The sequence below is a fragment of the Streptococcus sp. NLN64 genome (genome assembly GCF_015831295.1).
GTDB lineage: Bacteria > Bacillota > Bacilli > Lactobacillales > Streptococcaceae > Streptococcus.
Window position 1 is genome coordinate 1 of the sequence record NZ_JADXDQ010000030.1, and the last position, 22,213, is coordinate 22,213.

The window sequence follows — 22,213 nt, forward strand, 5'->3', positions numbered from 1 at the left end:
AGTTCTACCTGCGTCAGTTTGCCTTGAAGTCTTTTGATTTAGCTTCGAATTTATTATTGACAGGTAGTATTCCTACTACCCACACATTGGTATTCATCTTGTTCAGTTTTCAAAGGTCATGTCTCTCACGAGACAACTTAATCAGTTTATCAAAACCTCAATGGTTTGTCAACACTTTTGTTTAACTTTTTTGAAGTTTTTTTGTTTTCGTTCGTTTGAGCCGAACTATTCTACTGATTGCGTCCCGTTTAAGGAACTCTCCCTTCAGGACTTTATTAGTATACAACATGATATTGGTCTTTGCAAGGGTTTTGTTTAATTTTTTTTACTTTTTTTCAAAAAATTTTCTATCCAGTTGAATTCTGCTTGATTTATCACATGATTTTCGGATAAATAGTTAAGATGAAGGGATGGAAAGATGTCTGATTTTTCTTCAAAATAGTCTTCTAACTCTTCTTTAGAAGTCCATGGATCGTTCTCTCCTAAGAACAAGTAGACATTTCCTTTTTGTTTTTCTTGATGATTCCATTGTAATAAACTTGGGTGAAGTAACAAATAATCATCAGCTAGGTCTTTACTCATTTCTAAAAGACTGAGAATAGCATTAGCTCCATTGGAGTAGCCTAAAAAGATAAGGGGCCTATTCTCCCAGATTTCTCGTAATGCTTCCCATGTTATCTCAAACTTTTCCTGAAACAGGTGTCTCTGTTCTAAATCATTTTGATTCTCTTCTAGTGGTGGGTAATAACGATAGCCACTTCCAAAAGTATAATCTCCTTGAACCACTAACAGACTATGGGTAGGCGCAAGCTTTTTCCCAAAACCAAGCATTTCTTGAATAGTTCCCCCGCTACCATGAAAAAGCACCAACAAAGGCTCTTCTGCTGCTCTATAACTCCATTTTAAGCTGGTCATTGTTTCAACCCTTCTTCTATAATCATTCGATTCGGCTCCAGAAAATCCGGCAAATATAAGGGGAGATGATGAAAACTTTCCATCGTATCATAATCCATCACAAGTTTTTCTGAAATTGGAGTGGCGACTTCCAAGACCATCCCATGCCATTCCTTAAAGTAAAGGGAATGCATAAAATCTCGATTCACAATCCGGGAATGGAGAATGCCTTTCGCAGATAGATCACTCGCAGTCTGCTTTAACTCCTCCAGTGAGCCAACTCCCAGCGCAAGATGATGGATACCACCTCGTCCCAACTGCTGTGGTGCTTGTTCTTTATCTTCCACAATCCATACATGTTGGGGAAAAATGGAATCAGCATCTAGGCGGCTATCCCCCATTAGTTCTGCATCAAAAAAAGGTGCTTCCTCAAAACCAAATACCCTTGTCAAAAGTTCTGTAACGGTTTGTTGATTTTGAACCCGAATCACTACACCCGCCAACCCTAGAATAGCATTTGAAGGATCTATGCTGGGATTCTTTGGCGGATAAACCTGCCAAGTTAACTTTTCAGGATAAACCAAAGCCAATTTTTGACCGTCCGGATCACTAAAAAAGAGAGCCTCCTGGTTCCACAATCTAGCCCATTCCGTTGATACGCCTGCCTGATTTAAACGTGTCTTCCAAAATATCAAACTTTCCTGATTAGCTACCCAAAACACCGTACGCTCTAAAGCATTTGTCCCAGATTGATGTTTGGGAAAAGTTTTGGTCTCAAAAACAGTAAATTCTGTTCCCTCGCGCCCCGTTTCATCACTAAAGAACAAGTGGTACATGGTCGGGTCATCCTGATTCACCGTTTTCAAGTGCAGAGAAAGACCTAGGATACCATGATAAAACTGATAAGCTTCTGCTGCATCACTGGCTAAAACTGAAATATGATGAATTGCTGCTTTCATAAGGTCTCTCCTCTTTGTTACTAACTAGTGGTAATTATACACCACTTTTTATCATCAAACAATGATTTGGTTCGTTTTGATACAACAAATGAAAAGAACTTAGAGTATTCAAACGACTCCAAGTTCTTATCCCTTCCTTCATCAGCCAAGTAATCCTTATTTTCGAATGCAAACTTGACTAATCTAAACGACCTACCAATCCATTGAGTTTTTGATACTGCTCCTGCCTGAGACTTGAAATACTCAACATTGCTAACAAGCTAAGGAAATAGAGACTTGCCAGAAAGAGCATGACGATTGTCACAGTGGCGTTTTGTAGGATAAAACCAATCACAACAGATGAGAACCCTCCAATGGCTCGTCCAACATTCAGGATAGCATTATTAGCAAGAGAACGAACAGAATAAGGATAGAGACGCGTAATCATGGCTCCGTATCCTGCAAACATCCCATTAACAAAGAAACCAACAACCGCACCAGCGATTAAAATACTCCACTCTGTCCGTGCAAAGCTAAAGAGATATACAGACAAGGCTGAAGCCACTAAAAATATACCATAACTTTTTCTTGGTCCAATACGATCCAATAAGTTCCCAAAAACAATCATACCTAAGCACATTCCAAGAATCGTTGTAATCATCCAAACTGAGGAACCACTCAAACTAACTCCAGCTTGTTCCTGCATGATACTCGGTAACCAGTTCATCATTCCAAAGTAGCCAGCTATCTGAACCGTTGTCATCACCATTAAACATATAGTCTGGGCAGCAATTTGGGGACTTGAAAACAAATCCCAAATCTTGCCTTTCTCCTGTTTAGATTCCTTGGCTTGACTTGCATCAAAATCACTGACCTTATCCGCATCAACCGCTATCATAGACCAAAGAACAATTCCAAGGGGAAGTAAGCCACACAAAAATAGTCCTCTCCAACCAAAAATCGGGGCAATCAAACCAGCCAAAGCTGCCGAGGCTATAGAACCTATTTGCCCAACGATTCCGTTGATAGAGGACATTCTTCCCATTTGCTCTTTCGGGACCAAACCAGCCATGATAGCAATAGCCACACCATATTCTCCACCTACTCCAACACCTGCAATAAAGCGCATCCAGTAGAGGTATTCCAAATTAGGAGTGAAGAAAATAAGAGCCGTTGCTAAAGAAAAGATAGTTACGGTCCAACGAAAAATTTTAAACTTATTGTATCTATCGGCTAAAACCCCAAAAACAATACCACCGAATAACATACCAAGATTGGTAATTGTCGCAATCCAGCCCGCTTCTACTTTACTAATCGCCAATGAAGCAATAATGGATGTAAGGGAAAAGGATAAAAACATGACATTTAAGTCATCCGTACCTGAAGCTATAACAGCTGATATTAATGCGTTGCGATCATTTTTTGACAACTTCATCTTTTACTCCTTTATGCGTAACTAACTTTAAAATAGGTCAATAATTGACCTCGTTTTATCCATAAAATCCTCCTATTCCCGTGGATGCAAAACAATAAACTTTCTCCTTTCTATTTTTTAGGTCAAAAGTGCTCAAAAAAAATCTCTCACCTATCGTAAGCGAGAGACTCGAGAGTTTGAAGAGCTTTTCATTTCTTCATAATATTCTTTTTCCCGAACACGATTTACCCTAAATTGTCTAAAGTTTATCATATTCCGAATTTTTGTCAAGATATTATTTAAATTATTTGGTTATTCGTAGATTCGCTAGGAAAATCTCTTCCCCCAATCCTCTTTGCTGAAGACCTCTCTTTGCGCAGCTGATTAGCTCTTGTGAGAAGGCTCGGATGGCTTCTTTTTCTTTTGCATTCAAATCCTGACGAGAAAAATCTTTACGTAATTGCGCATAATCACGCCCCATAAGCTCAAAGAATGGCGAATGGTCGAGCAAATCTTCCAAGGCTTCCAATTCCGTTAAGAGGCCAAGATGAAAGGCGGCCGGCGCAAAGGTAGCTTCCAAGGGTTGGGTACAGATGCTCCGAAATTCAACTGTGCCCCGCTTGGTCAACTCCTGGTAATGATAGGAACGATGGTTCTTAAGATCCGACCGATCCGGCTTCAAGTTCAAGCGCTTCCCATCAAGACCATAGGCACGAATCGCATCTTTCTGGAGGTACTCTTGTAACGGAATCGGCTCAAAATAATAATAGGTTCCGTCTCTTTCTGTGTAGAAAAAAGAAGATTGGCTTTTAAAGTCAATATAATCCTCCTCTGATTCAAAATCGCTAGGATAGATTCCCACGTTCTGAGGAATCAAGCCGTGCATCGAATCTTCCCAAAGGGAATCACGTGCCAAAGCACAGTTTTTGAGTGGCTCAAAAGAGGAATTGGCAAATAAGTAAGCCTTGGCAGCCTCAATCTTATTAAACGCATTTAGGACCCGTAAAAACCGGCTTCTACTAACATCAAACTGAACCTGACTTCCACAAATATAGGCAGCATAATCTAGATAAGGATGAAGCTCTACATAATTCGCTCCCAAAGCCAGATAATCCATCAACATCTGGTAACGCCCTGTAGCCACTGGTCGATTATCATTCACAGCCCAATTAGGGTTTATCCCTGAACCGAGAAGTTGGTGGTCGTATTGAAGAAGGAATGACTGAATAGCCTCGAGGTAGATCTGAAAACGATTCGCAATGCCAAATAAATTCTCAGACTTAGCAAAGGCAAATTCCAAGGTGTTGTAGCTGACTTCAAACAGAATCACATCTCCATTTGCAGCGACAATCTCAATCGGCTGATCTTGTTCATCAACTTTCACAATCGTAAACTCTAAAATTTGAACAAGATGGTGAAGCAAAGAAATAGAAACGGAATGATCGGTTGCTTGCCCATGAACTTGAACAATTGGAAATTCTAATTCAATCCCAATGAAAAGTTCAGGATTTTCTTTGAGTTTCGAAAGATAGTTTTCATGAAAAAAATGATGCATAGGCTGTCCTCTTTTCACTTATTCTAACCAGTATACCAAATTTTTCCTGCTAAAAAACAAAAACGCCTGCTTACGCCATGGTTCTTTTTAAGAGCCATTGCGTAAACAAGCGTCACCACCATTATGATGAGTGTTAGCACCAGGATTACTCCTGGTGCTAGACCAGAGCTAGACTAAGAGTCAAAAGACTCCATCATCATAACACTCAACAAAATTGATGATTTTAGACGAGTTCGATAATCGCCATTGGAGCTGCATCACCACGACGTGGTTCTGTCTTCAAGATACGAGTGTATCCACCGTTACGATCAGCATAGCGCGGAGCGATGTCTGAGAACAATTTTTGAAGTGCAGTTGTTGTAACGATTTTATCATTTTCAGCATCATATACTTCACTTGCAATTTCGTTACGTACGAAAGCAGCTGCTTGACGACGTGCGTGCAAATCACCACGTTTACCAAGGGTAATCATTTTTTCAACTGTTTTACGAATTTCTTTTGCACGAGCTTCTGTAGTTACGATTGATTCGTTAATGAGCAAATCAGTTGTAAGGTCACGAAGCATCGCTTTACGTTGTGAACTTGTGCGTCCTAATTTACGGTAAGCCATTATTTCCTCCTCTATTTCTCTTTTAGACCAAGACCAAGATCATGAAGTTTGAATTTCACTTCTTCAAGACTCTTACGGCCAAGGTTTCTCACTTTCATCATTTCGGCTTCAGTTTTCTCAGTCAAATCATATACTGTATTGATGCCTGCACGTTTCAAACAGTTGTATGAACGAACAGATAGATCCAATTCTTCGATTGTGCGTTCCAATACGCGATCATCAGAAGTTGAATCTGCTTCTTTCATCACTTCTGTTGCTTTTGCAACTTCAGTAAGATCAGTAAATAGATTCAAGTGCTCATTCAAAATACGAGCAGACAAACCGAGAGCATCCTCTGGAATAATTGTTCCATTGGTCATGATTTCGAGTGTTAATTTGTCAAAACCATCATTGCTACCCACACGTGCAGGTTCAACTTGGTAATTGACTTTTTTCACTGGTGTGTAGATTGCATCTACCGCCAATGTACCAACCGGAGCATTATCCAACTTATTCTCATCAGCTGGAACATATCCACGACCAGTATGAACAGTCATACGAGCCTTGAAGGTTGCTCCTTCACCAATGGTAAAGAGGTAATGATCTGGGTTGACAATTTCGATATCACTGTCTGTCAAAATATCGCCAGCTGTAATGGTAGCAGGCCCTTTAACATCCAATTCAATCATCTTTTCGTCTTGGACGAATGATTTTACAGCAATTCCTTTGACGTTGAGGATAATTTGCATCACATCCTCACGGACACCTGGAACTGTATCAAATTCGTGCAATACACCTTCAATATTGATAGATGTTACTGCTGCTCCTGGAAGGGAGGCCAATAAGACACGACGAAGGGAGTTCCCAAGTGTTGTTCCGTAACCACGTTCAAGTGGCTCAACAACAAACATGCCGTAATCACTATTTTCATCAATTTTTGTTATTTTTGGTTTTTCAAACTCAATCATTTTATACTCCCTCTTAAAACGAAAAGCTGTGTAAATTTAAAATCAATTATACACGACGACGTTTTGGAGGACGGGCACCATTGTGAGGCACTGGAGTAACATCACGAATTGCAGTTACTTCAAGACCTGCAGCAGCAAGTGCACGGATAGCAGATTCACGACCTGAACCAGGACCTTTAACTGTAACTTCTACAGATTTAAGACCATGTTCTTGAGCAGATTTAGCAGCTGCTTCTGATGCCATTTGGGCAGCAAATGGAGTAGATTTACGAGAACCTTTGAAACCAAGTGCACCAGCTGATGACCAAGCAATTGCGTTTCCGTGTACATCGGTAATCATAACGATAGTGTTATTGAATGTTGCGTGGATGTGAGCAATACCAGATTCGATATTCTTCTTCGCACGACGTTTACGTGTTGGTTTAGCCAAGACTGTTTACCTCCTATATTATTTTTTCTTACCTGCAATCGCAACAGCTTTACCTTTGCGAGTACGAGCATTGTTTTTTGTGTTTTGTCCACGGACAGGAAGTCCACGACGGTGACGGATTCCACGGTAAGAACCGATTTCCATCAAGCGTTTGATGTTCAAGTTCACTTCACGACGAAGGTCACCTTCAACTTTGATTGTATCAACTTCGCGACGGATAGCGTCTTCTTGATCTGGTGTAAGATCTTTCACGCGGATGTCTTCAGAAACACCTGCAGCAGCAAGAATCTTCTTAGCAGTTGGAAGTCCGATACCGTAAACATAAGTAAGTGATACAACTACACGTTTATCATTTGGAATGTCAACTCCAGCAATACGAGCCATGTTTTCTCCTTTCTAGTAACTGATTTTAACCTTGGCGTTGTTTGTGTTTTGGATTTGCAGGGCAAATAACCATAACACGACCATTACGACGAATAACTTTACAGTATTCGCAAATTGGCTTAACTGATGGTCTTACTTTCATTTCTTAATCCTCCAATTTTTTCCTTTATTTAAAGCGGTAGGTGATCCGTCCACGAGTCAAATCGTATGGGCTCATCTCGACTGTCACACGGTCTCCCGCTAAAATACGAATATAATTTTTACGAATTTTACCAGAAACTGTTGCTAAAATCTGATGTCCATTTTCAAGTTCAACCGTAAACATTGCGTTTGGCATGGTATCGACTACCTTACCTTCAACTTCAATCACATCGTCTTTTGCCACGCAAAAGTACCTCCCTAAATTTCGATTTATGTCCTCTGGGTATAGAGGGACAAGATAAGTCAGAACCTAACTAGTGTACCACTAAGACTGTTTTAATGCAAGATACAAAGTGTAGATTATTTGATTTTTTCTAATGCAGCTTGGATATCTGCAAATACTTTGTCAATTTCTTGATCTCCTTGGATATCAAAGACCAAGCCTTTAGCAGCATAGTGTTCAAGAATTGGCTGACCTTGAGCAATATTGACGTCCAAACGTGTTTTGATAGCTTCTGGCTTATCATCTTCACGTTGGTAAAAGTCATGGCCACCACAGTTGTCACAAGTTCCTTCAACTTTTGTTGGGTTGAAAATCTTGTGATAGGTTGCTCCACAATTTCGACAGATGAATCGACCACTCAAACGATCTAAAAGAATGCTTGGGTCAACATCGATATTCACCACTCCATCCAATTGAATGTTTGAATCTGCCAAGGTTTGATCCAAAGCATGTGCTTGATCAATGGTACGTGGATAACCATCCAACAAGAAACCTTTTTGGCTGATATCATCTTGCAAGAGACGCTCTTTGACAATTCCATTGGTTACTTCATCTGGTACCAATTGTCCTTGATCCATGTAGGATTTTGCCAACAAGCCCATTTCCGTTTCATTGGCGATTGCCGCACGGAACATATCCCCAGTAGAAATATGAGCAAGGCCAAATTCTTCGACCATTTTAGCTGCTTGAGTCCCTTTTCCGGCACCTGGCAAGCCCATAATCAAAAGATTCATGTCTTTTCTCCTTTTTGTTTTCCACTAAATCTATCAATCGCTTGATAAACTTAGTAAAAAACAAAATAGAGAGGAATCAGCCTAGACTGATATCCTCCGAATTCTATTCTGTATCTGTATGCATAAAGCCAACGTAACGACGTTTAAGAAGATAACCTTCCAACTGCTTGATTCCATCAATGGCTGTTGAAATCAAAATCAGCAATGAGGTTCCTCCCAAAGCTACGGCTTCGGCCAAACCGAATACGTTTTGAGCAACGATTGGGATAATAGCAACGAAACTCAAGAAGAGTGAGCCCACGAGAGCTAAGCGTCGCAAGAGTTTGGACATATAAACCTCTGTTCCCTTACCTGGGCGAACTCCTGGAATATAGGCTGAACTCTTTTGCAAGTTTTCAGCAGTTTTTTCAGGATTAATCTGCACAAAGGTATAGAAGAAGGTAAAGAGGATAATCAAAAGTGCATACAAGGCAATCCCTGACGGCATATCCGTCGACAGGAGATCTCGCACATTTCTAACCCAGGCTGCATCATTTCCGCTTAAAATCATAAATTGAACAATAGCGGCTGGTGCAGCTGTAATAGAGCTGGCGAAGATAACGGGGATAACCCCTGCTGGGTTCACCTTCAAAGGAAGGTAGGAACTAGAAGAAGCCCCCTGTACCAATTTTGTATATTGAATTGGAATTTTGTATTCAGCCTGCTGTACAAAAGTAGTGAAATAAATAATCGCTAAGACAGCTAGAGCAACCAATCCAAGGAAAATCGCTGAATTCTGTAGACGATCCGCTGGGACATTCACAAAGTAATCTTCGTAAAGTCCTGAGATAGTCCGCGGAATGGCAGAGATAATACCGGCAAAGATAATCATGGAAACCCCGTTCCCATAACCTTTGTCGGATATTTGTTCTCCCAACCAAACTACAATCATACTACCTGTTGTCAAGATACAGCCAATATAGAGATAGGTCTGCCAGTTTGGTGTAGGCACCAACTGAGCATTGGACAAGGTATTAAAACTTGCCGTAATCGCAATTGATTGTACAAAAGCTAGGAATAGGGAAATATAACGTGTGGCTTGATTGAGTTTTCGTCGTCCAACCTCACCTTGTTTTCCCCACTCTACAAACTTAGGAACAATATCCATTTGGAGTAGTTGAACAACAATGGAGGAGGTGATATAGGGAGAAACACCTAAGGCAAAAACCGAAAAGTTCTGCATGGCATTCCCCGATACCAAACTCAACATGTTAAGGAAGGACAATTGAGACAAGTCAGCAAGGACCCGGGCATTCACACCTGGAACAGTAATATGCGTTCCAACGCGGAAAACGAAAAGGATAAAGAGGGTCATCCAAATCTTGGTCCGGACCTGCTTAATTTTTAAGGAATCCCTTAAAATTTTAAAGAACATAGAGTAACCTCTCTATCGTTTCTTAGATGACCTCGATTGATCCACCTTTAGCTGTGATTGCTTCTTCAGCTGATTTAGAGAATTTAGCTGCTTTCACAGACAATTTCTTAGTCAATTCGCCGTTACCAAGGATTTTAACGCCTGATTTTTCAGCTTTCACAATTCCAGCTTCGATCAAAGCAACTGGTGTTACTTCTGCACCGTCTTCAAAGACGTTCAATTGATCAAGGTTGACAATCGCATATTCTTTACGGTTGATGTTTGTGAAACCACGTTTTGGCAAACGACGGAACAATGGAGTTTGTCCCCCTTCAAATCCTGGACGTACGCCACCACCGCTACGAGCTTTTTGACCTTTTTGTCCACGGCCTGAAGTTTTACCGTTACCGGATGAAGTACCACGACCTACACGGTTACGAACTTTACGAGAGCCTTCTGCTGGTTTCAATTCATGAAGTTTCATTCTGTTTATTTCTCCTTTTTTAGTGACCTTTGTCACGGGCTAGCGCTTTTGTAAAACGGAAACTTTTACAAAAACTCGCTTGTCTATATGGCTTGTAAGTCGCAAAGATTTTTCTTTGCGACTTAGCCATGATCTTCTTATTTAACTTCTTCTACAGTTACCAAGTGAGAGATGGTATTAACCATTCCAAGGATAGCTGGATTATCTTCTTTGATAACAGAAGAATGCAATTTGCCAAGTCCAAGGGCAACAACCGTTTTACGTTGGTTTGGCTTGCGTCCGATTGGAGACTTAGTCAAAGTAATTTTAATTTGAGCCATTTTATCCCCTTTCTTATGCCAAGTCAGATACTGAGATACCACGTAAAGCAGCAACCTCTTCAGCACGTTTTAATTGTTTCAATCCTTCAACAGTTGCACGAACGATGTTGATTGGAGTGTTTGAACCAAGTGATTTAGATGTAATATCTGCAACACCTGCCAATTCGATGACGGCACGAACAGCACCACCAGCGGCAACTCCAGCCCCTTCAACAGCTGGTTTCAACAATACACGAGCTCCACCAAATTCTGATGTGATTTCGTGAGGGATTGTTGTACCAACCATAGGAACTTCAATCAAGTTCTTCTTAGCATCTTCGATAGCCTTACGGATTGCTTCTGGAACTTCTTGAGCTTTACCAGTACCAAATCCAACACGGCCATTGCGGTCACCAACAACTACAAGAGCTGCGAAGCGTAGACGACGTCCACCTTTAACAACTTTTGTAACACGGTTGATGGCAACTACGCGTTCTTCAAGTTCAACTGCATTGTCTTTAAATGCCATTTTTCAGTGTCCTCCCTATTAGAATTTCAATCCGTTTTCACGAGCTGCATCAGCCAACGCTTTAACACGTCCGTGATATAGATATCCACCGCGGTCGAACACCACTTCAGAAATACCTTTAGCAACTGCACGTTCAGCAACAAGTTTACCTACAACGGCAGCTTGTTCTGTTTTTGTACCTTTTGAAACGTCTTTGTCAAGAGTTGAAGCGCTTGCGAGCGTTACACCCGCTACGTCATCAATTACTTGAGCGTAGATGCCTGTATTAGAACGGAATACGTTCAAACGTGGGCGATCAGCAGTTCCAGAGAGTTTTCCGCGAACACGACGATGGCGTTTTTGGCGGAGTTTGTTTTTATCTGGTTTCGAAATCACAATTTTCACCTCTTATTTTTTGTTTGTGCTAAGCACAGAGTTGGTAAATGCGAGGACTTGCAAGCAAGTCCCATCTATTATTTACCAGTTTTACCTTCTTTACGACGTACGTATTCTCCAACATAACGGATACCTTTACCTTTGTATGGCTCAGGAGTACGAAGGCTACGGATGTAAGCAGCAGTTTGGCCAACTACTTCTTTGTTGATACCTGAAACAACGATTGTTGTTGGGTTAGGCAAGTCAAAAGTAATTCCAGCTGGAGCTTCAACCTCATCTGGATGAGATTTACCAACTGCAAGAACCAATTTGCTTCCTTGAAGTTGTGCACGGTATCCAACCCCACGCATTTCAAGTTCTTTCTTGAATCCTTCTGATACACCAACAACCATGTTGTTCAAAAGGGCACGTGTAGTTCCGTGGATTGTTTTCATTTCTTTAGAATCGTTTGGACGGTGAAGTGTTACTTCAGTACCTTCCACACGAATTTCGATGTCCTTAGCAAATTCACGAGTCAATTCACCTTTAGGACCTTTTACAGTAACCTCATTGTTATCTGCAATGTTTAATTCAACACCTGCAGGCAATACGATTACTTTATTACCAATACGTGACATGTTTATCTCCTGTTAAATTATCGAGCCGCAAAGCGACTAGTTTTCACGGGGTATGATCAAGAGGAAATTTAGAAGACCAACTTCTATCTAAATCCTTCAATCATGAATATACAAGCGCAGGAACTCACGTCAGAGTCTCACGCCTGTAATTGATCTCGAGCTACAGCCTGGGGCGAAAAAGATAAACCTTCCTAGAAGCTATAGCTTCAGCGTCTGGTTTCCTATTTTCGCTGGGGCTGCTTAACGCTCTCGCATCTTGAATTTGAGCACGGACTAAAATCCTAGTGAAAAAGATAGTCCTTCCTAGAGGCTAAAGCCTCTGCGTCAGGCCTCCTATTTTCATTCGGATTTTTTAACGTCCTTTGCATCATGTGATTACCAAACGTAGGCGATTACCTCACCACCAACATTCTTTTGGCGTGCTTCTTTATCAGTCAGCAAACCTTCAGAAGTTGATACAATCGCGATTCCAAGTCCGTTCAAGACTTTTGGAAGATCTTCACTCTTCTTGTAAACACGAAGACCTGGTTTTGAAACACGTTTCAAGTTTGTGATAACTTTTTCACCGTTTGGTCCGTATTTCAAGAATACGCGAACGATGCCTTGTTTGTCATCTTCGATCATTTCAACGTTTTTAACAAAACCTTCACGTTTAAGGATTTCAGCAATACCTTTTTTGATGTTTGATGCAGGTACTTCAAGTACTTCGTGGTTAGCTTGGTTAGCGTTACGAATACGTGTCAAAAAGTCTGCAATTGGGTCAGTCATAACCATTTTTTGATTTCTCCTCTTACTAGTAGTTTGAGCAAGTCACTTGCTAGTTAATGAATAGGCGTTCGCCTAGGTCTCACCAAATTCTGGTGAAGAAAGTTTGAGAAAGGACTGAAATCCATAGATCAAGTAATTCGAGTAAGGACTAAAACAAACCTACTCACAACACTTGAATTGAGGCCGAACCATAGTCTTTCTGCTTCATTTGTGAATCCTGCCGGTTTAAATTTCTAGCGGCAGGGCTGAAAGTGTTCGCCGAACACTTTCACTCCTAGAAGCTAAAGCTTCTACGTCTGGCCTCCTATTTTCATTCGGATTTTTTAACGTCCTTTGCATCATTGGATTACCAAGAAGCTTTTGTTACGCCTGGGATTTGCCCTTTGTAAGCAAGTTCACGGAAGCAAACACGGCAAAGCTTAAATTTGCGGTAAACTGAGTGTGGACGTCCACAACGTTCGCAACGAGTGTAAGCTTGTGTAGAGAACTTTGCAGGACGCTTATTTTTAGCGATCATTGATTTTTTAGCCAATTTAAGTTCCTCCTGAATTATTTAGCGAAAGGCATTCCAAGTCCAGCAAGCAATTCGCGAGACTCTTCATCTGTATTCGCTGTCGTTACGATAACGATATCCATACCGCGTGTTTTATCGACGTCGTCAAAGCTGATCTCAGGGAAGATCAATTGCTCTTTCACACCAAGTGTGTAGTTCCCACGTCCGTCGAATGATTTAGTTGGAACACCTTGGAAGTCACGCACACGTGGAAGTGATACAGAAACCAATTTGTCCAAGAAATCGTACATACGCTCACCACGAAGGGTTACTTTCGCACCGATCGCTACACCTTCACGAAGACGGAAGCCGGCGATAGATTTCTTCGCTTTAGTGATCAATGGTTTTTGACCAGAGATAAGTGCAAGCTCTTCTGCAGCCTTTTCAAGGTTTTTAGCATTTGAAACTGCATCACCAACACCCATGTTCAAAACGATTTTATCTACTTTTGGAACTGCCATTACAGAAGAGTAGTTGAACTTCTCTGACAAAGCAGGGACTACTTCATTAAGATATTTTTCTTTCAAACGATTAGCCATGTTTCTTCTCCTTTCCTTCGTGATTAATCAAGCACTTCGCCTGATTTTTTGTTGTAACGAACTTTTTTGCCGTCTACAAATTTGTAGCCAACACGTCCAGCAACACCATTTTTATCCAATACTTGTACGTTAGATACATGGATTGGAGCTTCCACTTCAACGATACCACCTTGAGGAAGTTCGTTGTTTGGACGTTGGTGTTTCTTAACGATGTTGACACCTTCAACGATGACTTTGTTAACTTTTGGAAGAGCAGTAAGGACAACTGCTTCTACACCTTTGTCTTTACCTGCGATTACTTTAACTTTATCGCCTTTTTTTACAAACATTCTTTTCTCCTTAAATTCTTACGCCCATAGGGGCACCCTGAAAGAAAGCTTCCAGGGGACTATCGTTTGTGTGTTTCTTACAATACCTCTGGTGCAAGAGAAACGATCTTCATGAAGCCACCTTCACGCAATTCACGTGCAACTGGGCCAAAGATACGTGTTCCACGAGGTGTTTTGTCATCACGAATGATAACTGCAGCGTTCTCATCAAATTTGATGTAAGAACCGTCTGCACGACGGGCACCTGTCTTAGTACGAACGATAACGGCTTTCACAACGTCACCTTTTTTAACCGCACCACCAGGAGTCGCTTGTTTTACAGAAGCTACGATAACATCACCGATGTTAGCGAATTTACGTCCTGAACCACCAAGAACCTTGATTGTCAAGATTTCGCGGGCACCTGAGTTATCAGCAACTTTCAAACGAGTTTCTGTTTGAATCATTTACCTTTTCTCCTTTTCGGTTCGATTAGATGATAACCGCTTCTTCAACAACTTCTACAAGACGGAAGCGTTTTGTAGCTGAAAGCGGACGAGTTTCCATGATACGAACGATATCGCCTTCTTTAGCAACATTGTTTTCATCATGAGCCTTGTACTTTTTAGAGTAGTTAATACGTTTACCATAGACTGGGTGGTTACGTTTCGTTTCAACTACAACTGTGATTGTTTTATCCATCTTGTCAGAAACTACGCGTCCAACAAGGGTCTTACGTTGATTACGTTCCATTAGTTAGATTTCTCCTTTCCCAAGTCTATTTAACTTCTGATTGAATTGTTTTGATACGAGCGATTTGTTTTTTCACTTCTTTCAAACGAGCTGTTTGTTCCAATTGACCAGTAGCCGCTTGGAAACGAAGATCAAACAATTCTTTTTTCAATTCGTTTTCACGCTTCGCAAGTTCTTCTGAAGAAAGACCACGAAGTTCTTCAACAAATTTTTTGATTTCTTCAAGTTTCATGCTTTCTCCTTACTTCTCTTCACGTTTCACAAATTTGCATTTCACTGGCAATTTGTGGCTAGCAAGACGAAGCGCTTCACGTGCAACTTCTTCAGAAACACCAGCAACTTCAAACATTACTTTACCACGTTTAACGGGTGCAACCCAACCTTCAGGTGCCCCTTTACCAGATCCCATACGAACCCCGATAGCTTTCGCAGTGTATGATTTGTGAGGGAAGATTTTGATCCAAACTTTACCACCACGTTTCATGTAACGAGTCATAGCGATACGGGCAGCTTCGATTTGGCGGTTTGTGATCCAGTGGCTAGTTGTAGCTTGAAGACCAAATTCTCCGAAATCTACTTGTTTTCCACCTTTTGCTTCACCGCGCATTTTCCCACGGAACTCACGACGGTGTTTCACACGTTTAGGTACTAACATTGGTTATTTACCTCCCTGAGTGTTTTTACGAGCTGGAAGAACTTCACCACGGTAGATCCATACTTTAACACCAAGTTTACCGTAAGTTGTATCTGCTTCTTCCCAAGCATAGTCGATATCTGCACGCAATGTGTGAAGTGGAACAGTTCCTTCAGAGTATCCTTCGCTACGAGCGATATCCGCACCGTTCAAACGACCAGATACTTGAGTTTTGATTCCTTTAGCTCCAGCACGCATTGCACGTTGGATAGCTTGTTTTTGTGCACGACGGAAAGCAACACGTTGCTCCAATTGACGAGCAATTCCTTCACCAACAAGGTGTGCATCCAAATCAGGTTTTTTGATTTCGATGATGTTGATGTGAACTTGTTTTCCAGTCATTTTGTTCAATTTAGCACGAAGGGCATCAACGTTTGCTCCACCTTTACCGATAACCATACCTGGTTTTGCAGTGTGAAGAGAAACATTAACCTTGTTCACAGCACGTTCGATTTCGATCGTTGAAACAGCTGCGTCTGCTAATTCTGTTTGGATAAATTTGCGGATAGCAAGATCTTCATGAAGGTAATCCGCGTATTCTTTTTCAGCATACCATTTAGCATCCCAGTCACGGATGATACCGACACGCATTCCAATTGGATGTACTTTTTGACCCACGAGTTAACCTCCTTATTGTTCTGCAACTACCACAGTGATGTGGGAAGTGCGTTTGTTGATTGGTGAAGCTGAACCTTTGGCACGTGGACGGAAACGTTTCATTGTTGGTCCTTCGTTTGCGTAAGCTTCACTTACAATAAGGTTAGCTTTGTCCAAACCTAAGTTGTTCTCAGCATTAGCGATTGCAGAGTTCAAAACTTTCTCGATAATACCAGCAGCTTTGTTTGGAGTGAATTTCAAGATTGCGATTGCGTCAGCAACGTTTTTACCACGAATGTTATCAAGCACAAGACGAGATTTACGAGGTGAAACACGCACTGTACGAGCCATTGCTTTAGCTGAAGTCATTTCTGCCATGTCGTTCTCCTCTCTTATCTACGTGTTTTCTTATCGTCAGCAGCGTGACCTTTGTAAGTACGAGTTGGTGCAAATTCACCAAGTTTGTGACCTACCATGTCTTCTTGGATGTAAACTGGTACGTGTTTACGTCCATCATAAACTGCGATTGTGTAACCAATGAAACTTGGGAAAATCGTTGAACGACGTGACCAAGTTTTAATGACTTTTTTCTTTTCATCATTCGCTTGAGCTTCAACTTTTTTCATCAAATGCTCATCGACGAAAGGTCCTTTTTTAAGACTACGTCCCATTTTTATTTTTCTCCTTTAAAATACAGTACCACAGCGGCTTGGGAGCAAGGCAAAAAGCCTTGTCTACCCTACCGAGCTGGCGGATTCACTTGTGTTTATTATTTCTCGTTGCGACGGCGTACGATCAATTTGTTAGAACGAGCCTTCTTATTACGAGTTTTAAGTCCAAGAGCAGGTTTGCCCCATGGAGTTGATGGTGCTTTACGTCCGACTGGTGCTTTACCTTCACCACCCCCGTGTGGGTGATCGTTAGGGTTCATTACAGAACCACGAACGGTTGGGCGAACACCTTTCCAACGGTTACGTCCAGCTTTACCAAGGTTAACCAATCCATGTTGTTCGTTACCAACAACACCGACAGTTGCACGGCAAGTTGAAAGGATCATACGAACTTCGCCAGATTGAAGACGAACAAGAGTGTATTTACCTTCTTGACCCAATACTTGAGCAGATGCTCCAGCAGCACGGACCAACTCACCACCACGTCCTGGTTTCAACTCAATGTTGTGGATCATTGTACCGACAGGAATGTTTGCAAGTGGCAAAGCATTTCCGACTTTGATATCGGCATCTGGTCCAGAAACGATGCGTTGACCTACTTCAAGACCTTTAGGAGCAATGATGTAAGCTTTCACACCGTCTGTGTAGTGTACAAGAGCGATGTTCGCTGAACGGTTTGGATCGTACTCGATTGTTTTAACAACTGCTTCAACCGCATCTTTGTTACGTTTGAAGTCGATCAAACGGTAATGACGTTTGTGTCCACCACCTTGGTGACGAACAGTGATACGACCGTTGTTGTTACGACCAGCTTTGTTTTTCAAAGGAACAAGCAAGGTTTTTTCTGGCTTGTTAGTTGTGATTTCAGCGAAATCCAAAGAGGTCATATTACGGCGACCATTTGTAGTTGGTTTATAAACTCTGATTCCCACGCTATTTCCTCCTTAGATTATTCAGCTTCAGCAGCAAACAACTCGATTGCTTTTGAATCAGCTGTAAGTGTGATGATAGCTTTCTTAGTTTTTGCAGTAAAACCGTTGTAACGTCCAACACGTTTTGCTTTAGGTTTTACAGTCACTGTGTTTACGTTTGCAACTTTAACGCCTTCAAAAGCAGCTTCAACAGCTTGCTTGATCAAGAGTTTGTGTGCACGTGTATCTACTTCAAATACGTATTTTCCTGCTTCCATTTGAGCCATTGATTTCTCAGTGATGACAGGCTTTTTAATAACGTCATACAAGTTCATTATGCAAGAACCTCCTCGATAGTTGAGATCGCTTCTTTAGTAACAAGAAGTTTGTCGCTATTCACGATATCAAGAACACTTGCAGTTGCTGCAGTCGCAACTTTTACGTTTGGAAGGTTACGAGCTGAAAGTGCAGCAAATTCATTTCCTTCTTCAAGAATCACAAGTACTTTTGAATCAATGTTAAGTGCTTTAAGAACAGCTGCAAATTCTGCAGTTTTTGGCGCTGTGAAGGAAAGACCTTCAACTGCTACAAGTTTGTCTTCAGCAACTTTCTCTGAGTAAACAGACTGAAGAGCCAAACGACGCATTTTGCGTGGAAGTTTGTAGCTGTATGAACGTGGAGTTGGTCCGAAGACAACACCACCACCACGCCATTGTGGAGAGCGGATAGAACCTTGACGAGCACGTCCAGTTCCTTTTTGGCGCCATGGTTTACGGCCACCACCAGATACTGCTGAACGGTTCTTCACTGCGTGAGTACCTTGACGAAGGCTAGCACGTTGGCTGATGATCACATCAAACACAACTGCTTCATTTGGCTCAACACCAAATACTGCATCGTTCAAGGCAAGTTCGCCAGCTTCTTTACCTGTTTGGTCGAATAATTTTACATTTGCCATTGTGACTGTTTTCCCCTTTCCTTATTATTTAGCAGCCTTCACTGCTGATTTGATAGTGATAAGAGATTTCTTAGCACCTGGTACATTACCTTTGATCAAGATAACGTTTTTCTCTGGAACAACTTGAACAATTTCAAGGTTTTGGATTGTTACACGGTCGCCACCCATACGTCCAGCCAAACGTTTGTTTTTGAAGACGCGGTTTGGATCAACTGGTCCCATTGAACCAGGACGACGGTGGTAACGAGAACCGTGAGACATAGGTCCACGTGATTGACCATGGCGTTTGATGACACCTTGGAAACCTTTACCTTTTGAAGTTCCTGTTACATCAACAACATCTCCAGCTTGGAAAGTGTCAACTGAGATTTCGTCACCAACTGCCAAGCCTTCAATGTTTTTGAATTCACGAATGAAGCGCTTAGGAGCTGTGTTAGCTTTTGCTACATGGCCTTTGGCAGGTTTGTTGCTCAATACTTCACGTTTGTCATCAAAACCAACTTGAACGGCGTTGTATCCGTCTGTTTCAACTGTTTTAACTTGAAGAACAACGTTTGGAGCTGCTTCAATAACAGTAACAGGGATAAACTCACCTGATTCAGTGAAGATTTGAGTCATTCCCACTTTTTTCCCTAAGATTCCTTTTGTCATGAGAAAATGTTCCTTTTCTTTCTATTTTTTCAAAAAGTTTTTAACGAGCGTTTTTCATGCTCAAATGAAGATACCAAGGTCTCAGAGTGCAAAGCAAAAATAGGGAACCGACGATGTGTTCCAAGAACACTAGGAGGTTTATCTTTTTTGCACAGCGCTCAGGCCGGGTTCAATTATCGAAGAGAGACCCAGATCAACTCTATCTAGTTCTATTGACAGACTTACTTGGGTTCTTCGCTTTCTGATTAAAGTTTGATCTCTACGTTTACACCACTTGGAAGGTCCAATTTCATCAAAGCGTCAACTGTTTTTTGAGTTGGGTTGATGATGTCGATCAAACGTTTGTGTGTCCGCATTTCAAATTGTTCGCGAGAATCTTTGTATTTGTGAGTCGCACGAATGATTGTGTATAGGCTACGCTCTGTTGGTAGTGGGATTGGACCCGCTACTTCAGCACCTGTACGACCAGCAGTTTCTACGATTTTAGCAGCCGCTGTGTCAAGTGTACGGTGTTCGTAAGCCTTCAAGCGAATGCGGATTTTTTTGTTTGCCATCTTTTTCTCCTTTTTCGTCTATTTAAGTAATAGGCTAGCTCCTCAAGAAAACCGACCGCCTTGCGTGGCAATGCAACCGAGCGTGTCGCAACCTCTTGTATCAAAGCTAAGACTGTGTTTTTCACAGCACTTGAATAGTCTACCACACGCGCGGAAGCATTGCAAGGGAAATGCTAAGTTTTTTTGAAAAAAATTTAAAAGGAGATTTTTTCTTATATATAGAAGAAAGACGGAACAAAAAAGGGAAGCCTACTCCCTCTGATTATAAATCATGGGAAGTAGACCCCTCTTTTCTACTTATTTAGTAAAAATCTATTCTTCACTGGACTCCCCAGAAGCTGCTGGCAAGATGAGGTTCAAGAGAACACCCACCAAGGCTGCCAAGGCAGTTCCTGAGATCACAAAGTCTGATCCAAGTTTCAAGACCGCACCACCAAGGCCTAAAACCAACATAGCACTGGCAATAACCAAGTTCCGTGATTCCATAAAGTTCACACGCGCCCGAACCAGTACTTTCAAACCGTTACTGGCAATAACCCCATAAAGCAGAATGGACATTCCTCCAAGCACAGCACTTGGAATGGTTGAAATCAAAGCTGTGAACTTAGAGAAGAAGCTAAGCCCAATGGCGATGAAGGCTGCATTCCGAATGACAGATACACTGGCAATCCGAGTCAAACCAACAACCCCTGTGTTTTCACCGTAAGTTGTATTGGCTGGCCCACCGATAAAGGCAGATACCGCTGTCGCCACCCCATCACCAATCAGGGTTCGATTCAAACCAGGGTTTTTCAAAAAGTTTCGACCTGTAATTTCTCCCAGAACCATATGATCCCCGACATGCTCCGCGATGGTCACAATCGCAATTGGCAAAATCGCAAAGGCTTCCGGTCCGAAGTAAAACTTGTATTCTTTAAAACTTCCAATTCCTGTCGCAAATGGCAAGCTAAGATCTGGCAAAGAGAACCAAGCAGCTTCTTTGACTGGTGTAAAATCTACCATTCCCAAGAGAACTGCTACGAGATAGCCTCCGACAATGGCAATCAAGAATGGAATCACCCGCAGAAAGCCACGTCCTCGGGTTTGGATGGTTACGGCAATCATAAAGCTGACTGAGGCTACCAGCATATTCTTCCAATCCCCATCCTGCACAAAACCAGCTGAAGTGACCGCTGTATTGGCCAGTCCCAACCCGATCACCATAATCATAGGCCCAATCACGATTGGTGGCAAAAGACGATCAATCCAACCTGTTCCAATTTTAGAAACAATCAAGGCGACAAGCACATAAATCAAACCGACCATCATGATTCCTGTTTGGCCCGCACTGATGTCTCCCCCCATTTGCTCCTTGGCAAAAGCCATAGCTGAGATATAGGCAAATGAAGAACCTAGATACACAGGAACGCTAAATTTAGTGGACACCATATAGATCAGAGTCCCAATCCCTGAAGCTAGAAGAGCTGTTGAAATAGACATTCCTAGCAAAATTGGAACTAAGATTGTCGCCCCAAACATAGCAAAAACGTGTTGCACACTTAGCAACAACCCTTTTGCAGTGTCTGGCTTTTCATGAATATCAAATAACAAACGTTTCTCTGCCATTTTATCCCCCTTTGTATTCTCTTATTTTGATGGCATTCTTTATACTCTTCTAGTTTATCTTTTATTACTGTGTTAGCTCGTCTTGCCGTACTTATTTGAAACTTTCTTCGAAAGTTTTATCAACAAGCTCAAAATCTCCCTCAGAGATTTTGAGCTGTCTACGACCCGCAGCCTTATTCTAAAGCAAACTAAAAGACTATATCAAAATAAGAAGGCGCGTTTTATTTGATTTGGCTTTAAAAAAAGCCTCATCATGAAATGAGACTCTGGCGGATTTGTATTCGATTAAATATCACACAAAACAAGTGTAGAGTTTGCACAACCCCACTCCTATTTTATACTGAATGTTCGAAAAGTCCTTAGTAGGCTCTCTGTCCTACCTTAAAAGTCTTTATTTCGAGTATTTATTTTACCAGATTTTAGGACTCTTGACAAGACCTTCGATTCGGAAAGAAAACGAAGAGCAGCAATATTATAGGTCTATTCATTCACTTCTCCGTAAACGCCCAATAACAAGGTGTCTTCAACTGAACTAGAAATCTAGCTATACTAGTCTTATAAATCATCAGAATGGAGATTGATATGGTAGATTCTAGCTCGTTCACTATGATAAATCTATGCGAT

34 protein-coding genes are annotated in these 22,213 nt (G+C 41.5%); all 34 read right to left on the reverse strand.

What is annotated here, in order from left to right; translation table 11 throughout:
- Positions 1 to 315: 315 nt before the first annotated feature.
- Positions 316 to 915, reverse strand: a complete 600-nt coding sequence (locus I2503_RS05655) for a hypothetical protein (RefSeq protein ID WP_196091756.1) — start codon at positions 913 to 915, stop codon at positions 316 to 318.
- On the reverse strand, positions 912 to 1,853 hold the full coding sequence (locus I2503_RS05660) for a VOC family protein (protein WP_196091755.1): 942 nt from the start codon (positions 1,851 to 1,853) through the stop codon (positions 912 to 914). Before I2503_RS05660 ends, I2503_RS05655 begins: the two co-directional genes overlap by 4 nt.
- 178 nt (positions 1,854 to 2,031) lie before the next feature.
- Complete coding sequence (locus tag I2503_RS05665; RefSeq protein WP_196091754.1) at positions 2,032 to 3,267, reverse strand: MFS transporter; 1,236 nt, start codon at positions 3,265 to 3,267, stop codon at positions 2,032 to 2,034.
- A gap of 283 nt (positions 3,268 to 3,550) precedes the next feature.
- On the reverse strand, positions 3,551 to 4,801 hold the full coding sequence (locus tag I2503_RS05670) for a gamma-glutamylcysteine synthetase (protein ID WP_196091753.1): 1,251 nt from the start codon (positions 4,799 to 4,801) through the stop codon (positions 3,551 to 3,553).
- A 223-nt stretch (positions 4,802 to 5,024) separates the two neighbouring features.
- The gene (gene rplQ / locus I2503_RS05675; RefSeq protein ID WP_160332874.1) at positions 5,025 to 5,411 is read right to left on the reverse strand and encodes a 50S ribosomal protein L17; all 387 of its coding nucleotides are present in this window, start codon (positions 5,409 to 5,411) and stop codon (positions 5,025 to 5,027) included.
- An 11-nt stretch (positions 5,412 to 5,422) separates the two neighbouring features.
- A complete protein-coding gene (locus I2503_RS05680) occupies positions 5,423 to 6,358 on the reverse strand; it encodes a DNA-directed RNA polymerase subunit alpha (protein WP_196091752.1) in 936 nt (311 codons plus the stop codon).
- Between the two features lie 46 nt (positions 6,359 to 6,404).
- Positions 6,405 to 6,788, reverse strand: coding sequence for a 30S ribosomal protein S11 (gene rpsK / locus I2503_RS05685; protein WP_135036512.1), 384 nt, complete (start codon positions 6,786 to 6,788; stop codon positions 6,405 to 6,407).
- Positions 6,789 to 6,806: 18 nt separating this feature from the next.
- Positions 6,807 to 7,172, reverse strand: a complete 366-nt coding sequence (gene rpsM, locus I2503_RS05690) for a 30S ribosomal protein S13 (protein ID WP_196091751.1) — start codon at positions 7,170 to 7,172, stop codon at positions 6,807 to 6,809.
- 25 nt (positions 7,173 to 7,197) lie between these two features.
- Positions 7,198 to 7,314, reverse strand: a complete 117-nt coding sequence (rpmJ, locus tag I2503_RS05695) for a 50S ribosomal protein L36 (RefSeq protein WP_001808836.1) — start codon at positions 7,312 to 7,314, stop codon at positions 7,198 to 7,200.
- Positions 7,315 to 7,338: 24 nt separating this feature from the next.
- On the reverse strand, positions 7,339 to 7,557 hold the full coding sequence (gene infA, locus I2503_RS05700; protein WP_001029883.1) for a translation initiation factor IF-1: 219 nt from the start codon (positions 7,555 to 7,557) through the stop codon (positions 7,339 to 7,341).
- A 116-nt stretch (positions 7,558 to 7,673) separates the two neighbouring features.
- Positions 7,674 to 8,330: an adenylate kinase gene (locus I2503_RS05705; RefSeq protein ID WP_196091750.1), complete on the reverse strand. Its 657-nt coding sequence runs from the start codon at positions 8,328 to 8,330 to the stop codon at positions 7,674 to 7,676.
- 103 nt (positions 8,331 to 8,433) lie between these two features.
- Positions 8,434 to 9,744, reverse strand: a complete 1,311-nt coding sequence (gene secY / locus I2503_RS05710; protein WP_196967317.1) for a preprotein translocase subunit SecY — start codon at positions 9,742 to 9,744, stop codon at positions 8,434 to 8,436.
- A gap of 22 nt (positions 9,745 to 9,766) precedes the next feature.
- Positions 9,767 to 10,207 carry a 50S ribosomal protein L15 gene (gene rplO, locus I2503_RS05715; RefSeq protein ID WP_160332870.1) on the reverse strand — a complete coding sequence of 147 codons (441 nt, stop codon included), beginning with the start codon at positions 10,205 to 10,207 and terminating at the stop codon, positions 9,767 to 9,769.
- Between the two features lie 137 nt (positions 10,208 to 10,344).
- Positions 10,345 to 10,527, reverse strand: coding sequence for a 50S ribosomal protein L30 (gene rpmD / locus I2503_RS05720; protein ID WP_202056480.1), 183 nt, complete (start codon positions 10,525 to 10,527; stop codon positions 10,345 to 10,347).
- A 13-nt stretch (positions 10,528 to 10,540) separates the two neighbouring features.
- Positions 10,541 to 11,035 carry a 30S ribosomal protein S5 gene (gene rpsE, locus I2503_RS05725; RefSeq protein WP_135036530.1) on the reverse strand — a complete coding sequence of 165 codons (495 nt, stop codon included), beginning with the start codon at positions 11,033 to 11,035 and terminating at the stop codon, positions 10,541 to 10,543.
- An 18-nt stretch (positions 11,036 to 11,053) separates the two neighbouring features.
- Positions 11,054 to 11,410, reverse strand: a complete 357-nt coding sequence (rplR, locus tag I2503_RS05730) for a 50S ribosomal protein L18 (protein WP_135036533.1) — start codon at positions 11,408 to 11,410, stop codon at positions 11,054 to 11,056.
- A gap of 77 nt (positions 11,411 to 11,487) precedes the next feature.
- A complete protein-coding gene (rplF, locus tag I2503_RS05735) occupies positions 11,488 to 12,027 on the reverse strand; it encodes a 50S ribosomal protein L6 (protein WP_196091747.1) in 540 nt (179 codons plus the stop codon).
- A gap of 375 nt (positions 12,028 to 12,402) precedes the next feature.
- Positions 12,403 to 12,801, reverse strand: a complete 399-nt coding sequence (gene rpsH / locus I2503_RS05740; protein WP_196091746.1) for a 30S ribosomal protein S8 — start codon at positions 12,799 to 12,801, stop codon at positions 12,403 to 12,405.
- A 340-nt stretch (positions 12,802 to 13,141) separates the two neighbouring features.
- Positions 13,142 to 13,327, reverse strand: coding sequence for a type Z 30S ribosomal protein S14 (locus I2503_RS05745; protein ID WP_001085699.1), 186 nt, complete (start codon positions 13,325 to 13,327; stop codon positions 13,142 to 13,144).
- A gap of 17 nt (positions 13,328 to 13,344) precedes the next feature.
- A complete protein-coding gene (gene rplE, locus I2503_RS05750; protein WP_135036539.1) occupies positions 13,345 to 13,887 on the reverse strand; it encodes a 50S ribosomal protein L5 in 543 nt (180 codons plus the stop codon).
- Positions 13,888 to 13,910: 23 nt separating this feature from the next.
- Positions 13,911 to 14,216, reverse strand: a complete 306-nt coding sequence (gene rplX / locus I2503_RS05755) for a 50S ribosomal protein L24 (protein ID WP_196091745.1) — start codon at positions 14,214 to 14,216, stop codon at positions 13,911 to 13,913.
- 77 nt (positions 14,217 to 14,293) lie between these two features.
- The gene (rplN, locus tag I2503_RS05760) at positions 14,294 to 14,662 is read right to left on the reverse strand and encodes a 50S ribosomal protein L14 (protein ID WP_135036544.1); all 369 of its coding nucleotides are present in this window, start codon (positions 14,660 to 14,662) and stop codon (positions 14,294 to 14,296) included.
- A gap of 25 nt (positions 14,663 to 14,687) precedes the next feature.
- Positions 14,688 to 14,948 (reverse strand): 30S ribosomal protein S17, encoded by a 261-nt coding sequence (gene rpsQ, locus I2503_RS05765; protein ID WP_002885836.1) that lies wholly within the window; start codon positions 14,946 to 14,948, stop codon positions 14,688 to 14,690.
- 25 nt (positions 14,949 to 14,973) lie between these two features.
- Positions 14,974 to 15,180: a 50S ribosomal protein L29 gene (rpmC, locus tag I2503_RS05770; RefSeq protein WP_135036547.1), complete on the reverse strand. Its 207-nt coding sequence runs from the start codon at positions 15,178 to 15,180 to the stop codon at positions 14,974 to 14,976.
- 9 nt (positions 15,181 to 15,189) lie between these two features.
- Complete coding sequence (gene rplP, locus I2503_RS05775; protein ID WP_135036550.1) at positions 15,190 to 15,603, reverse strand: 50S ribosomal protein L16; 414 nt, start codon at positions 15,601 to 15,603, stop codon at positions 15,190 to 15,192.
- A 3-nt stretch (positions 15,604 to 15,606) separates the two neighbouring features.
- Positions 15,607 to 16,260: a 30S ribosomal protein S3 gene (gene rpsC, locus I2503_RS05780; RefSeq protein ID WP_196091743.1), complete on the reverse strand. Its 654-nt coding sequence runs from the start codon at positions 16,258 to 16,260 to the stop codon at positions 15,607 to 15,609.
- A gap of 12 nt (positions 16,261 to 16,272) precedes the next feature.
- Positions 16,273 to 16,617, reverse strand: a complete 345-nt coding sequence (rplV, locus tag I2503_RS05785) for a 50S ribosomal protein L22 (RefSeq protein ID WP_135036556.1) — start codon at positions 16,615 to 16,617, stop codon at positions 16,273 to 16,275.
- A 14-nt stretch (positions 16,618 to 16,631) separates the two neighbouring features.
- Entirely contained in the window at positions 16,632 to 16,910 is a 279-nt protein-coding gene (gene rpsS / locus I2503_RS05790) for a 30S ribosomal protein S19 (protein WP_000533765.1), read from the reverse strand.
- Between the two features lie 98 nt (positions 16,911 to 17,008).
- Positions 17,009 to 17,842 carry a 50S ribosomal protein L2 gene (gene rplB / locus I2503_RS05795; protein ID WP_196091742.1) on the reverse strand — a complete coding sequence of 278 codons (834 nt, stop codon included), beginning with the start codon at positions 17,840 to 17,842 and terminating at the stop codon, positions 17,009 to 17,011.
- A 17-nt stretch (positions 17,843 to 17,859) separates the two neighbouring features.
- Complete coding sequence (locus tag I2503_RS05800) at positions 17,860 to 18,156, reverse strand: 50S ribosomal protein L23 (RefSeq protein ID WP_135036562.1); 297 nt, start codon at positions 18,154 to 18,156, stop codon at positions 17,860 to 17,862.
- Complete coding sequence (rplD, locus tag I2503_RS05805) at positions 18,156 to 18,779, reverse strand: 50S ribosomal protein L4 (RefSeq protein WP_196091741.1); 624 nt, start codon at positions 18,777 to 18,779, stop codon at positions 18,156 to 18,158. The genes I2503_RS05800 and rplD overlap by 1 nt, the downstream gene beginning before the upstream one ends.
- Before the next feature lie 24 nt (positions 18,780 to 18,803).
- A complete protein-coding gene (rplC, locus tag I2503_RS05810) occupies positions 18,804 to 19,430 on the reverse strand; it encodes a 50S ribosomal protein L3 (RefSeq protein ID WP_135036568.1) in 627 nt (208 codons plus the stop codon).
- 245 nt (positions 19,431 to 19,675) lie between these two features.
- On the reverse strand, positions 19,676 to 19,984 hold the full coding sequence (gene rpsJ / locus I2503_RS05815; RefSeq protein WP_135036571.1) for a 30S ribosomal protein S10: 309 nt from the start codon (positions 19,982 to 19,984) through the stop codon (positions 19,676 to 19,678).
- 312 nt (positions 19,985 to 20,296) lie between these two features.
- Positions 20,297 to 21,589 carry a solute carrier family 23 protein gene (locus I2503_RS05820; protein ID WP_196967318.1) on the reverse strand — a complete coding sequence of 431 codons (1,293 nt, stop codon included), beginning with the start codon at positions 21,587 to 21,589 and terminating at the stop codon, positions 20,297 to 20,299.
- Positions 21,590 to 22,213: the final 624 nt, after the last annotated feature.

Excerpts from the sequence above, each read along its gene's own strand:
- I2503_RS05655 (WP_196091756.1), bottom strand. The coding sequence starts at position 915 with ATGACCAGCTTAAAATGGAGTTATAGAGCAGCAGAAGAGCCTTTGTTG.
- I2503_RS05660 (WP_196091755.1), bottom strand. The coding sequence starts at position 1,853 with ATGAAAGCAGCAATTCATCATATTTCAGTTTTAGCCAGTGATGCAGCA.
- I2503_RS05665 (WP_196091754.1), bottom strand. The coding sequence starts at position 3,267 with ATGAAGTTGTCAAAAAATGATCGCAACGCATTAATATCAGCTGTTATA.
- I2503_RS05670 (WP_196091753.1), bottom strand. The coding sequence starts at position 4,801 with ATGCATCATTTTTTTCATGAAAACTATCTTTCGAAACTCAAAGAAAAT.
- rplQ (WP_160332874.1), bottom strand. The coding sequence starts at position 5,411 with ATGGCTTACCGTAAATTAGGACGCACAAGTTCACAACGTAAAGCGATG.
- I2503_RS05680 (WP_196091752.1), bottom strand. The coding sequence starts at position 6,358 with ATGATTGAGTTTGAAAAACCAAAAATAACAAAAATTGATGAAAATAGT.
- rpsM (WP_196091751.1), bottom strand. The coding sequence starts at position 7,172 with ATGGCTCGTATTGCTGGAGTTGACATTCCAAATGATAAACGTGTAGTT.
- rpmJ (WP_001808836.1), bottom strand. The coding sequence starts at position 7,314 with ATGAAAGTAAGACCATCAGTTAAGCCAATTTGCGAATACTGTAAAGTT.
- I2503_RS05705 (WP_196091750.1), bottom strand. The coding sequence starts at position 8,330 with ATGAATCTTTTGATTATGGGCTTGCCAGGTGCCGGAAAAGGGACTCAA.
- secY (WP_196967317.1), bottom strand. The coding sequence starts at position 9,744 with ATGTTCTTTAAAATTTTAAGGGATTCCTTAAAAATTAAGCAGGTCCGG.
- rplO (WP_160332870.1), bottom strand. The coding sequence starts at position 10,207 with ATGAAACTTCATGAATTGAAACCAGCAGAAGGCTCTCGTAAAGTTCGT.
- rpmD (WP_202056480.1), bottom strand. The coding sequence starts at position 10,527 with ATGGCTCAAATTAAAATTACTTTGACTAAGTCTCCAATCGGACGCAAG.
- rpsE (WP_135036530.1), bottom strand. The coding sequence starts at position 11,035 with ATGGCATTTAAAGACAATGCAGTTGAACTTGAAGAACGCGTAGTTGCC.
- rplF (WP_196091747.1), bottom strand. The coding sequence starts at position 12,027 with ATGTCACGTATTGGTAATAAAGTAATCGTATTGCCTGCAGGTGTTGAA.
- rpsH (WP_196091746.1), bottom strand. The coding sequence starts at position 12,801 with ATGGTTATGACTGACCCAATTGCAGACTTTTTGACACGTATTCGTAAC.
- rplE (WP_135036539.1), bottom strand. The coding sequence starts at position 13,887 with ATGGCTAATCGTTTGAAAGAAAAATATCTTAATGAAGTAGTCCCTGCT.
- rplX (WP_196091745.1), bottom strand. The coding sequence starts at position 14,216 with ATGTTTGTAAAAAAAGGCGATAAAGTTAAAGTAATCGCAGGTAAAGAC.
- rplN (WP_135036544.1), bottom strand. The coding sequence starts at position 14,662 with ATGATTCAAACAGAAACTCGTTTGAAAGTTGCTGATAACTCAGGTGCC.
- rpsQ (WP_002885836.1), bottom strand. The coding sequence starts at position 14,948 with ATGGAACGTAATCAACGTAAGACCCTTGTTGGACGCGTAGTTTCTGAC.
- rpmC (WP_135036547.1), bottom strand. The coding sequence starts at position 15,180 with ATGAAACTTGAAGAAATCAAAAAATTTGTTGAAGAACTTCGTGGTCTT.
- rplP (WP_135036550.1), bottom strand. The coding sequence starts at position 15,603 with ATGTTAGTACCTAAACGTGTGAAACACCGTCGTGAGTTCCGTGGGAAA.
- rplV (WP_135036556.1), bottom strand. The coding sequence starts at position 16,617 with ATGGCAGAAATGACTTCAGCTAAAGCAATGGCTCGTACAGTGCGTGTT.
- rpsS (WP_000533765.1), bottom strand. The coding sequence starts at position 16,910 with ATGGGACGTAGTCTTAAAAAAGGACCTTTCGTCGATGAGCATTTGATG.
- I2503_RS05800 (WP_135036562.1), bottom strand. The coding sequence starts at position 18,156 with ATGAACTTGTATGACGTTATTAAAAAGCCTGTCATCACTGAGAAATCA.
- rplD (WP_196091741.1), bottom strand. The coding sequence starts at position 18,779 with ATGGCAAATGTAAAATTATTCGACCAAACAGGTAAAGAAGCTGGCGAA.
- rplC (WP_135036568.1), bottom strand. The coding sequence starts at position 19,430 with ATGACAAAAGGAATCTTAGGGAAAAAAGTGGGAATGACTCAAATCTTC.
- rpsJ (WP_135036571.1), bottom strand. The coding sequence starts at position 19,984 with ATGGCAAACAAAAAAATCCGCATTCGCTTGAAGGCTTACGAACACCGT.
- I2503_RS05820 (WP_196967318.1), bottom strand. The coding sequence starts at position 21,589 with ATGGCAGAGAAACGTTTGTTATTTGATATTCATGAAAAGCCAGACACT.